This is a genomic window from Streptomyces sp. SAS_281 (assembly GCF_052542855.1).
In genome coordinates this window covers 44,712-54,864 of record NZ_JBMNDO010000051.1, presented here as the reverse complement: position 1 = coordinate 54,864, position 10,153 = coordinate 44,712, and the positions used below count along the sequence as shown (strand labels likewise).

Sequence of the window (10,153 nt, the reverse complement as noted above, 5' to 3'; positions counted from 1 at the left end):
CACCCTCGCGGGCTTTCCTCCGGGCGCTTCCCTTCGGTCTTGCGTTTCCGACTCTATCAGACTCTTTCGTGTCCGATTCCCGGTCGAAGCGGGTCAAGCGGTTTTCGCTTTCCAGTTCTTCGCTTTCGCGTTTCCCTTTCCGGCGGCTCCGACTTTATCAGAAGTTCTGAGTCGGAATTTCCGCCCCCTCTCGGAAGCTTCGGGGCGCACACGTGCGCTCGCTGCTTCCCGGTGAGGTGGAGACGTAAACGTACTGGAGCGGGGCGCCCCGATGCAAATCGGGGGCCCCGCTCCGGAGTTCGCGCCTGTCGGAGGGTCAGACCTCGACGACGACGGGGAGGATCATCGGGCGCCGGCGGTAGGTGTCCGAGACCCACTTGCCCACCGTGCGACGGATCAGCTGCTGGAGCTGGTGGGGCTCCATGACGCCGTCCTGGGCCGACTTGTTGAGCGCGTCCTCGATCTTCGGAACGACCGCGGTGAACGCGGCGTCGTCGATACCGGAGCCGCGGGCCTGGATGTGCGGGCCGCCCACGATCTTGCCCGACGAGCTGTCGACCACCAGGAACACCGAGATGATGCCCTCGTCGCCGAGGATGCGGCGGTCCTTGAGCGAGGTCTCCGTGACATCGCCGACGGAAAGGCCGTCGACGTACACGTAACCGGCCTGGACCTTGCCGACGATCTTCGCCTTGCCGTCGATGAGGTCCACGACCACGCCGTCCTCGGCGATGACGATGTGGTCCTTCGGCACGCCGGTCAGGGCGCCCAGCTCGGCGTTGGCCCGCAGATGGCGCCATTCACCATGGACCGGCATCAGGTTCTTCGGGCGGCAGATGTTGTAGAAGTACAGCAGCTCGCCGGCCGACGCGTGGCCCGAGACGTGGACCTTCGCGTTGCCCTTGTGGACGACGTTGGCACCCCAGCGCGAGAGGCCGTTGATCACTCGGTAGACCGCGTTCTCGTTCCCCGGGATCAGGGAAGAGGCCAGGATGACCGTGTCGCCCTGGACGATGCGGATCTGGTGGTCGCGGTTGGCCATCCGGGAGAGGGCCGCCATCGGCTCGCCCTGCGAACCGGTGCAGACGAGCACGACCTCGTCGTCAGGCAGGTCGTCCAGGGTCTTGACGTCCACGACGAGCCCGGCGGGGACCTTCAGATAGCCCAGGTCACGGGCGATGCCCATGTTGCGGACCATCGAACGCCCGACGAAGGCGACCCGGCGGCCGTACTCGTGCGCAGTGTCCAGGATCTGCTGGATGCGGTGCACATGGCTGGCGAAGCTGGCCACGATGATGCGCTTCTGCGCATTGGCGAAGACGTTGCGCAGAACGTTCTGGATGTCCCGCTCGGGCGGTACGAAGCCCGGGACCTCGGCGTTCGTGGAGTCGGAGAGCAGAAGGTCGATGCCCTCCTCGCTCAGCCGGGCGAAGGCGTGCAGGTCGGTGAGGCGGCCGTCCAGCGGGAGCTGGTCCATCTTGAAGTCACCGGTGGCCACGGCCATGCCCGCGGGGGTCCGGATCGCGACCGCGAGGGCGTCCGGGATGGAGTGGTTGACGGCGACGAACTCGCAGTCGAAGACTCCGATGCGCTCGCGCTGCCCCTCCACCACCTCCAGGGTGTACGGACGGATGCGGTGCTCCTGGAGCTTGGCCTCGATCAGCGCGAGGGTCAGCTTGGAGCCGATGAGCGGGATGTCCGGCTTCAGGCGGAGGAGGTACGGGACACCGCCGATGTGGTCCTCGTGGCCGTGCGTGAGGACGATGCCCTCGACGTCGTCCAGGCGGTCCCGGATGGTGGTGAAGTCCGGCAGGATCAGGTCGATGCCGGGCTGCTCCTCCTCGGGGAAGAGAACACCGCAGTCGACGATGAGCAGGCGGCCGCCGTACTCGAAGACTGTCATGTTCCGGCCGATCTCACCGAGGCCGCCGAGCGGGGTGACCCGGAGGGCGCCCTTCGCGAGCTTCGGCGGGGTGCCGAGTTCAGGATGCGGATGACTCAAAAGACTCTCCTTACCACGCGCGCCACGTACCGCTTGGGCACGTGGCGCGCATGTCATTCGTGCACTTGCTGTTGTCTTGGATGGTGCTGTGGTGCTGTGGTGCGGGTTTTCCCACGTGTGCAGCTGTGTTTCGCGTATTCAGTTGTGAAGTCCGTTGTCAGAGCTCTACCCCGCCGGCGGCGAGATCGATCTTGAGCTGGGCCGTCTCCTGCGCGGTCAGTTCGACCATGGGCAGCCGGAGCGGGCCCGCCGGCAGGCCCTGGAGCGTCAGCGCGGCCTTGGTGGTGATCACACCCTGGGTGCGGAACATGCCGGTGAAGACCGGCAGCAGCTTCTGGTGGATCTCGGTGGCCTTCTGCACGTCTCCGCCGAGGTGGGCCTCGATGAGCGCCCGCAGGTCCGGGGTGACGACATGGCCGACGACGGAGACCACCCCGACCGCGCCGACGGACAGCAGGGGGAGGTTCAGCATGTCGTCGCCGGAGTACCAGGCGAGGCCCGAGCGGGCGATGGCCCAGCTCGCGCGGCCCAGGTCGCCCTTGGCGTCCTTGTTGGCGACGATCCGGGGGTGCTCGGAGAGCCGTACGAGCGTCTCCGTGTCGATCGGCACACCGCTGCGGCCCGGAATGTCGTAGAGCATCACCGGCAGGCCGGTGGCGTCCGCGATGGCGGTGAAGTGCCGCAGCAAACCCTCCTGCGGCGGCTTGTTGTAGTACGGGGTCACGGCGAGGAGGCCGTGGACGCCGCTGCGCTCGGCGGCTCGGGCCAGCTCGACGCTGTGCCGGGTGTCGTTGGTCCCGATGCCGGCGACGATGTGTGCCCGGTCGCCCACCGCTTCGAGAACGGCCCTGACGAGCTGGTCTTTCTCCGCGTCGCTGGTGGTCGGGGACTCGCCGGTGGTGCCGTTGATGATCAGGCCGTCGTTGCCTGCGTCCACCAGGTGGGTGGCGAGCCGCTGCGCGCCCTCGATGTCGAGAGCGCCGTCCGCCGTGAACGGCGTGACCATAGCGGTGAGGACCCGCCCGAAGGGGGTCTGCGGAGTGGAGATCGGAGCCATGGGTAACACGCTACTCGCTGCTCGACGCACGGTGCCCCCTCGGGGGGACAAGCAAGAGGAGCCCGGCACTGCCTGCTCGGGGGTTCAAGCAGTGCCGGGTCCGTTTGATCAGCCTAGATGAACTTCTCGAAACGCCGCAATACGGACACCGCCCTATGGGGCGACGCGTCCATTTTTGTTGAAGGCTGCATGGGTGAGCGGCATGAGCCGGGCCCAGTGGGCCTCCATCTGCTCGCCCACCATCTCGATCTCCCGCTGCGGGAACGAGGGCACCTTCGCCATCTCGTGCTGCGTGCGCAGGCCGAGGAAGTGCATCAGGGAGCGCGCGTTGCACGTGGCGTACATCGTGGAGAACAGGCCGACCGGGAGGACCGCGCGGGCGACCTCGCGGGCCACGCCGGCTGCCAGCATCTCCTGGTACGCCTCGTACGACTGCCGGTACGAGTCCTCCATGGCCCGGCTGGTGACCGCGTGCTGCTCCGGCGTCCCCTCGACGAACTCGTACTTGCCGGGGCGTCCCTGCTGGATGAGCTTGCGGGACGTGTCGGGAACGTAGAAGACCGGCTGCAGCTCCCTGTAGCGGCCCGACTCCTCGTTGTACGACCAGCCGACGCGGTGCCGCATGAACTCGCGGAACACGAAGATCGGGGCGCTGATGAAGAAGGTCATCGAGTTGTGCTCGAACGGGCTGCCGTGCCGGTCCCGCATCAGGTAGTTGATGAGGCCCTTCGAGCGCTCGGGGTCCTTGGCGATCTCCTCCAGGGACTGCTCACCGGCCGTGGAGACACGGGCGGCGAACAGCACGTCGGCGTCGCCCGCAGCGGATTTCACCAGGTCGACGGTGACATCGCTGCGGAAATGGGCCTTCGTGGGCTCGGGGGTGTCGTCGGTCACCGGCAGGGTCCTTTCAACGGCGTCGCTCGGGCGGCGACAACTCTACGGGCTGGGGAGGGACGTGCTCACCAGCGGCTCCGCGCCGGAAATTTTCATGATTTCGTCGGGTGAATCGGCGATTCGGGGCACCGAATGGGGTAGGCGCGCGTCTGACTCTGTAGCACCACCCGAAAGAGACTCCAAGGAGAGCCACCCCATGTTCCGCCGGCGTGAATCCGTCCCGTTCTCGTTCGTAGCCGAGTCCGAGCGGTTCCGCAGTAACGTCACACCGCCTCCGCGCCCCCGCAGTACGGTCTCCGAGCGGGCGGGAAGCGTCCTCATCGGCCTCGTCGTCGTCGGCGGCATCGCAGGGTCGCTGCTCCTCGGTCTGCCGGCGCTGGGGCCCGGGCAGGCACCGGCGCACACGCAGCAGACCGAGGCCGCGCACGGACGCTGACCCGGACGGACCCCCTGGGGTGGTCGGCCCGGGCATGTCCTCGGTAGCCTCACCGGGCACAGCAATCGAGCGTGCTTGTGAGTGAGGATCAGTCGTGCCCCTGCCCTTCCTGACGGCCGACCGCGCGTTTGACACGAACGCGGAGGACGTGGCGCTGCCGTTCGACGACCACGACAGCTGGCGGCGGCCCTACCGTCCCGGTCCGTGGCGGGTCGCCGCCGCGGCCGGTCTGCTGCTGCTCGCCTCGTTCATCCTGTTCGCGGGGATGATCATCGCGTTCGCCGGAGCGCTGCCGGGGGCGGGGGCGTGTCTCGCGCTCGCCCTCGCGCTCATCCTGTGCGCCCTGCGGATGCTGCGCATCGGTGCCTGGGTGAGCCGGCACGGTGTGCGCCGGGTGGGCTTCTTCCGTACGACGACCGTTCCGTGGAGCCGGGCCACTGCCGTACGGACGGTGCAGCAGCCGGTGAAGTGGCTCGGGTTGCCCCGTACCGTGCAGGGCCAGGCGCTGATCGTCGTCCGTAAGGGCGGGGACGCGGTGCCGCCGTTGCTCACCGACTCCAACGCGGATTTCCTTGCACGGGGGGAGGCGTTCGATCGGGCGGCGGACACGATTGAGGCGTGGGGGGACGAGTATCGGCCGCGGTAGCGGTTTCGCGGCGCGGAGCCGTCCGGTGACTGAGGTGTCCTCAATCGCCGGACGGCTCTTTATTTTGTCCTCAAGCGCCGGACGGGCTGGATTGTCCGCCCGACGGGCTGGATTGTCCGCCGGCCGGGCTGGTTTGTTCGCCGGCCGGGTCGGGAACGCCGGAGCGGTGCAAGGCGATCGCTCGTTGCATGGCCTTGCGGGCCCGGGGGGTGTCCCGGGCGTCCTGGTAGGCGACTGCCAGGCGGAACCAGCAGCGCCAGTCGTCCGGGGTGTCCTCCGTCTCCTCGCGGCGGCGTTCGAACACCGCGTCGGCGGAGGCCCGGTCGATGCGGCCGCTGGGGGTGCGCAGCAGTTCGTCGACGGGAAGGCCGCCCTCCGCGTCCAGTTCGGCGGCCAGGGCGTTGGCCCTGCGGACGAACTGGGTGTTCTTCCACAGGAACCACACGCCGATCGCCGGCAGGACCAGCACGGCGATCCCGAAGGTCACCGTGATGAGGGTGCCGTGCTTGATGAGCAGGACGCCACGGCTGCCGACCAGGACGAAGTAGAAGACCAGGACGGCAGCGGTGACGACGTAAGTGATCTTTGCGCGCATGGCGGGGCCAGTCAGTTCAGGTCGAGGAAGTGTTCCAGGCCGAACGTGAGGCCGGGAGTGGTCACCACGCGGCGGGCACCGAGCAGGATGCCGGGCATGAAGCTGCTGTGGTGCAGCGAGTCGTGCCGGATGGTGAGGGTCTCGCCCTCGCCGCCGAGCAGCACCTCCTGGTGGGCCAGGAGGCCGCGGAGACGGACCGAGTGGACCGGGATGCCGTCGACGTCGGCGCCGCGCGCCCCGTCCAGCGCGGTGCTGGTGGCGTCCGGCTGCGGGGCGCGGTCCGCCTCGCGGCGGGCGGCGGCGATGAGCTGGGCGGTGCGGGCGGCGGTGCCCGAGGGGGCGTCGGCCTTGTTGGGATGGTGGAGCTCGATGACCTCGACGGACTCGAAGTAGCGGGCCGCCTGCTGGGCGAACTTCATGGTGAGGACCGCGCCGATGGAGAAGTTCGGTGCGATGAGCACACCGGTCTCCGGGGAGGCGGAGAGCCAGGTGTCGAGCTGCGCGAGGCGTTCGTCGGACCAGCCGGTGGTGCCTACCACCGCGTGGATGCCGTGGCCGACGCAGTACTCGAGGTTCTCCATCACCGAAGCGGGGGTGGTCAGCTCGACGGCGACCTGGGCGCCCGTCTCGGCGAGGGTCTCCAGCCTGTCGCCCCGGCCGAGTGCGGCCACGAGCTCCAGGTCGTCGGCGGCCTCGACGGCTCGTACCGCCTCGGAGCCGATGCGGCCCTTGGCGCCGAGAACGGCCACGCGCAGCTTGCTCATTGCTCTGCTTCCTTACGGGAGGATCGGGGCACGGAGGTTTTAGGCGACCGCTTCGTGGAGACGGGCGGCCTGCTTGTCCTTGAGCGGTCCGATGACGGACAGCGAGGGGCGGTGTCCGAGGAGTTCCCCCGCGACGGAGCGGATGTCGTCCGGTGTCACCTCGCTGATGCGGGACAGCATCTCGTCCACCGACATCTGCTCGCCCCAGCACAGCTCGCTCTTGCCGATGCGGTTCATCAGCGCGCCGGTGTCCTCCAGGCCGAGGACGGTGGATCCGGAGAGCTGGCCGATCGCGCGGCTGATCTCCTCGTCGCTCAGCCCGTCCGAGGCGACCCGGTCGAGCTCGTCGCGGCAGATCTTGAGGACGTCGTGCACCTGGCTGGGGCGGCAGCCCGCGTACACGCCGAACAGGCCGCAGTCCGCGAAGCCCGAGGTGTACGAGTAGACGCTGTAGGCGAGGCCGCGCTTCTCCCGTACCTCCTGGAAGAGGCGGGAGCTCATACCGCCGCCGAGGGCGGTGTTGAGGACGCCCAGGGCCCAGCGGCGTTCGTCGGTGCGGGCCAGGCCGGGCATGCCGAGGACCACATGCGCCTGCTCGGTCTTGCGGCCCAGGACCTCGACCCGGCCGGCGGTGCGCAGCGCGCGGGAGCCCTCGCGGGGCGCGCTGGGGACCGCGTCCGTACGGGAGAGGGCGCCGGCCCTGTCGAACGCCTTGCGGACCTGGCGTACGACGGTGGCGTGGTCGACGTTGCCCGCGGCGGCGACGACGAGGCGGGTCGGGTCGTAGTGCTTCTTGTAGAAGCGGGCGATCTGGCCGCGGTTCAGGGCGTTGATCGTGTCGACGGTGCCGAGGACGGGACGGCCGAGCGGGGTGTCGCCGAGCATGGTGTGCGCGAACAGGTCGTGCACGCAGTCGCCCGGGTCGTCCTCCGTCATCGCGATCTCTTCGAGGATGACCCCGCGCTCGGCGTCGACGTCCTCGGAGGCGATCAGCGAGCCGGTCAGCATGTCGCAGACGACGTCGATGGCGAGCGGCAGGTCCGTGTCGAGGACCCGCGCGTAGTAGCAGGTGTACTCCTTCGCCGTGAAGGCGTTCATCTCGCCGCCGACCGCGTCGATGGCGGAGGAGATGTCGAGGGCGCTGCGCTTGGCGGTGCCCTTGAAGAGGAGGTGTTCGAGGTAGTGCGTCGCGCCGTTCAGGGCGGGCGTCTCGTCGCGTGAGCCGACGTTCGCCCAGATACCGAAGGTGGCGGAGCGTACGGAGGGCAGGGTCTCGGTGACGACGCGGAGGCCGCCGGGGAGGACCGTACGGCGGACCGTGCCGATGCCGTTGCTGCCCTTGAGAAGCGTTTGGGTACGGGCGACGGCCCGCCCCTCCGAGGAGGGGCGGGCCGTCGTCGCGGAACTACGGGACGTCACTTGTCGGCGTCGTCCTTCTTCTCGTCCTCTTCGCCCTCGATGACGGGGATGAGGGAGAGCTTGCCGCGGGAGTCGATCTCGGCGATCTCGACCTGGACCTTGGCGCCGACGCCGAGCACGTCCTCGACGTTCTCCACGCGCTTGCCACCGGCCAGCTTGCGGATCTGCGAGATGTGCAGCAGGCCGTCCTTGCCCGGCATGAGCGACACGAACGCACCGAAGGTGGTGGTCTTGACGACCGTACCCAGGTAGCGCTCGCCGACCTCCGGCATGGTCGGGTTGGCGATCGCGTTGATCGTGGCGCGGGCGGCCTCGGCCTGCGAGCCCTGCTGGGCACCGATGTAGATGGTGCCGTCGTCCTCGATCGTGATGTCGGCGCCGGTGTCCTCCTGGATCTGGTTGATCATCTTGCCCTTGGGGCCGATGACCTCACCGATCTTGTCCACCGGGATCTTGACGGTGATGATCCGCGGGGCGTTCGGGGACATCTCGTCCGGGACGTCGATGGCCTCGTTCATCACGTCGAGGATGTGGAGGCGGGCGTCGCGGGCCTGCTTCAGCGCGGCGGCCAGGACCGAGGCGGGGATGCCGTCGAGCTTGGTGTCGAGCTGGAGCGCGGTGACGAACTGCTTCGTACCGGCGACCTTGAAGTCCATGTCACCGAACGCGTCCTCGGCACCGAGGATGTCGGTGAGGGCGACGTAGTGGGTCTTGCCGTCGATCTCCTGGGAGATCAGGCCCATGGCGATGCCGGCGACGGCGGCCTTGAGGGGCACACCCGCGTTCAGCAGGGACATGGTGGAGGCGCAGACCGAACCCATGGACGTCGAGCCGTTGGAGCCCAGGGCCTCGGAGACCTGGCGGATCGCGTAGGGGAACTCCTCGCGGGACGGGAGGACCGGCACGATCGCGCGCTCGGCGAGCGCGCCGTGGCCGATCTCGCGGCGCTTGGGCGAGCCCACGCGGCCGGTCTCGCCGACGGAGTACGGCGGGAAGTTGTAGTTGTGCATGTAGCGCTTGCGGGTCACCGGGGAGAGGGTGTCCAGCTGCTGCTCCATGCGGAGCATGTTGAGGGTGGTGACGCCCAGGATCTGGGTCTCGCCACGCTCGAAGAGGGCCGAGCCGTGCACGCGCGGGATGGCCTCGACCTCGGCGGCGAGCGTACGGATGTCCGTGACGCCGCGGCCGTCGATGCGGACCTTGTCCTTGATGACGCGCTCGCGGACCAGCTTCTTGGTCAGCGCGCGGTAGGCGCCGGAGATCTCCTTCTCGCGGCCCTCGAACTCGGGGAGGAGCTTCTCGCCCGCGATCTCCTTGATGCGGTCGAGCTCCGCCTCGCGCTCCTGCTTGCCGGCGATGGTGAGCGCCTTGGCGAGCTCGGTGCGGACGGCCTTGGTGAGGGCCTCCAGGACGTCGTCCTGGTAGTCGAGGAAGACCGGGAACTCGCCGGTGGGCTTGGCGGCCTTGGCGGCGAGGTCGGACTGCGCCTTGCAGAGCACCTTGATGAAGGGCTTGGCGGCTTCCAGACCGGCGGCGACGACCTCTTCGGTCGGGGCCTCGGCGCCGTCCTTGACGAGCTGGATGGTCTTCTCGGTGGCCTCGGCCTCGACCATCATGATCGCGACGTCGCCGTCCTCCAGGACGCGACCCGCGACGACCATGTCGAAGACGGCGTCCTCGAGCTCGGTGTGCGTCGGGAAGGCGACCCACTGGCCCTTGATCAGGGCGACGCGGGTGGCGCCGATCGGACCGGAGAAGGGCAGGCCCGCCAGGATCGTGGAGGCGGACGCCGCGTTGATCGCGACCACGTCGTACAGGTGGTCGGGGTTGAGCGCCATGATCGTCTCGACGATCTGGATCTCGTTGCGCAGGCCCTTCTTGAAGGACGGGCGCAGCGGGCGGTCGATCAGGCGGCAGGTGAGGATCGCGTCCTCGGAGGGGCGGCCCTCGCGGCGGAAGAACGAACCGGGGATCTTGCCCGCGGCGTACTGCCGCTCCTCGACGTCCACCGTGAGGGGGAAGAAGTCGAGGTTGTCCTTGGGCCGCTTGGAAGCGGTGGTGGCCGACAGCACCATGGTGTCGTCGTCCAGGTACGCGACGGCGGAGCCGGCGGCCTGCTTGGCCAGGCGGCCCGTCTCGAAGCGGATGGTGCGGGTGCCGAAGGTGCCGTTGTCGATGACGGCCTCGGCGTAGTGGGTCTCGTTCTCCACTAGTGAATTCTCCATACTCGTCGTCTTTCGTCCGGGCGCCCGTGTGGCGCCGGACGGAGCGGAGAGGCGTGCCGTCTGTGCGGGGCCGGTCTTCGATCGAAGCTCCCGGGCGTTGTCCCGGGGGCCACTA

General features: G+C 68.7%; 9 protein-coding genes. 2 read left to right on the top strand and 7 right to left on the bottom strand.

Features of this window, described 5'->3' with window-relative positions; genetic code table 11:
* Positions 1-316 precede the first annotated feature (316 nt).
* The 3 genes from ACN6LM_RS20505 to thyX all read right to left on the bottom strand — a co-directional run bounded on the left by ACN6LM_RS20505 (position 317) and on the right by thyX (position 3,953).
* On the bottom strand, positions 317-2,002 hold the full coding sequence (locus ACN6LM_RS20505; RefSeq protein ID WP_445066832.1) for a ribonuclease J: 1,686 nt from the start codon (positions 2,000-2,002) through the stop codon (positions 317-319).
* Positions 2,003-2,159: 157 nt separating this feature from the next.
* Positions 2,160-3,059: a 4-hydroxy-tetrahydrodipicolinate synthase gene (gene dapA, locus ACN6LM_RS20500; protein WP_445066831.1), complete on the bottom strand. Its 900-nt coding sequence runs from the start codon at positions 3,057-3,059 to the stop codon at positions 2,160-2,162.
* A gap of 153 nt (positions 3,060-3,212) precedes the next feature.
* Positions 3,213-3,953 carry an FAD-dependent thymidylate synthase gene (gene thyX, locus ACN6LM_RS20495; RefSeq protein WP_445066830.1) on the bottom strand — a complete coding sequence of 247 codons (741 nt, stop codon included), beginning with the start codon at positions 3,951-3,953 and terminating at the stop codon, positions 3,213-3,215.
* A gap of 196 nt (positions 3,954-4,149) precedes the next feature.
* Here thyX and ACN6LM_RS20490 point away from each other — a divergent pair, with 196 nt between their 5' ends.
* Together ACN6LM_RS20490 and ACN6LM_RS20485 are read left to right on the top strand one after the other, a co-directional pair.
* Entirely contained in the window at positions 4,150-4,389 is a 240-nt protein-coding gene (locus ACN6LM_RS20490; RefSeq protein WP_445066829.1) for a hypothetical protein, read from the top strand.
* Positions 4,390-4,483: 94 nt separating this feature from the next.
* Positions 4,484-5,035 (top strand): hypothetical protein, encoded by a 552-nt coding sequence (locus tag ACN6LM_RS20485; RefSeq protein ID WP_445066828.1) that lies wholly within the window; start codon positions 4,484-4,486, stop codon positions 5,033-5,035.
* Between the two features lie 70 nt (positions 5,036-5,105).
* On the opposite strand, the gene ACN6LM_RS20480 is transcribed toward ACN6LM_RS20485, so the two are convergent.
* From ACN6LM_RS20480 to ACN6LM_RS20465, 4 genes are read right to left on the bottom strand one after another with little or no spacing between them, the layout of a single operon-like run.
* Positions 5,106-5,630, bottom strand: coding sequence for a hypothetical protein (locus tag ACN6LM_RS20480; RefSeq protein ID WP_445066827.1), 525 nt, complete (start codon positions 5,628-5,630; stop codon positions 5,106-5,108).
* 11 nt (positions 5,631-5,641) lie between these two features.
* Positions 5,642-6,394: a 4-hydroxy-tetrahydrodipicolinate reductase gene (gene dapB / locus ACN6LM_RS20475; protein WP_445066826.1), complete on the bottom strand. Its 753-nt coding sequence runs from the start codon at positions 6,392-6,394 to the stop codon at positions 5,642-5,644.
* A 39-nt stretch (positions 6,395-6,433) separates the two neighbouring features.
* Positions 6,434-7,813 carry a M16 family metallopeptidase gene (locus ACN6LM_RS20470; RefSeq protein ID WP_445066825.1) on the bottom strand — a complete coding sequence of 460 codons (1,380 nt, stop codon included), beginning with the start codon at positions 7,811-7,813 and terminating at the stop codon, positions 6,434-6,436.
* Positions 7,810-10,023 (bottom strand): polyribonucleotide nucleotidyltransferase, encoded by a 2,214-nt coding sequence (locus ACN6LM_RS20465; RefSeq protein ID WP_445066833.1) that lies wholly within the window; start codon positions 10,021-10,023, stop codon positions 7,810-7,812. The genes ACN6LM_RS20470 and ACN6LM_RS20465 overlap by 4 nt, the downstream gene beginning before the upstream one ends.
* Between the last annotated feature and the right edge of the window lie 130 nt (positions 10,024-10,153).

Bases quoted from the DNA above. Each gene is read 5' to 3' on its own strand.
- dapA (WP_445066831.1), bottom strand. From the start codon at position 3,059: ATGGCTCCGATCTCCACTCCGCAGACCCCCTTCGGGCGGGTCCTCACC.
- ACN6LM_RS20490 (WP_445066829.1), top strand. From the start codon at position 4,150: ATGTTCCGCCGGCGTGAATCCGTCCCGTTCTCGTTCGTAGCCGAGTCC.
- ACN6LM_RS20480 (WP_445066827.1), bottom strand. From the start codon at position 5,630: ATGCGCGCAAAGATCACTTACGTCGTCACCGCTGCCGTCCTGGTCTTC.
- dapB (WP_445066826.1), bottom strand. From the start codon at position 6,394: ATGAGCAAGCTGCGCGTGGCCGTTCTCGGCGCCAAGGGCCGCATCGGC.